Origin of the sequence: Shigella sp. FC1544 (assembly GCF_001722145.1) — a bacterium.
Classification (GTDB): Bacteria; Pseudomonadota; Gammaproteobacteria; order Enterobacterales; family Enterobacteriaceae; genus Escherichia; species Escherichia coli.
Genome location: NZ_MECT01000465.1, coordinates 1 through 405, shown reverse-complemented (window position 1 = coordinate 405; position 405 = coordinate 1). Strand labels below are relative to the sequence as shown.

General features: G+C 52.1%; 1 protein-coding gene and 1 pseudogene. Both read right to left on the bottom strand.

The features are described 5' to 3' along the window. Positions 1-162 (bottom strand): annotated as a pseudogene (locus tag BGK49_RS29725) (IS66 family transposase); the annotation flags it as partial. Positions 163-192: 30 nt separating this feature from the next. Further along, on the bottom strand, positions 193-405 hold a 213-nt coding region (gene tnpB / locus BGK49_RS18410), incomplete at its 5' end, for an IS66 family insertion sequence element accessory protein TnpB (RefSeq protein ID WP_146628135.1).

Below are 405 nucleotides of genomic sequence, written 5' to 3'. Positions count from 1 at the left end.
CAGATGTTCTATTTCCCGTTCATCTTCTTCGATCTTTTCTTCGGCGCGGGCCAGTGCAGAGCGCAGGAAGGCCTCCGTCTCTTCAACCAGACTCAGTTGCTGGTCTTTCTGACGGAGCTGGCATTCCAGTTCTGCAATGCGAATGAGGTATTTTTGATTCATGGCCGTTTTTATAATCCGGCCATGACATTTTTACAACATTGTCAGTGCGTTAAGGCGGGATGTTTTTGGCTGACGCCAGTCCAGCTTATCGAGGAGCATTGCCAGTTGCGAGCGGGTAATGGATACCTTGCCGTCACGCACAGCAGGCCAGATAAACTGGCCTTCCTCCAGGCGTCTGGTGAACAGGCACAGACCATCAGCATCAGCCCACAGGATTTTAATCATGTCACCCCGTCGGCCACG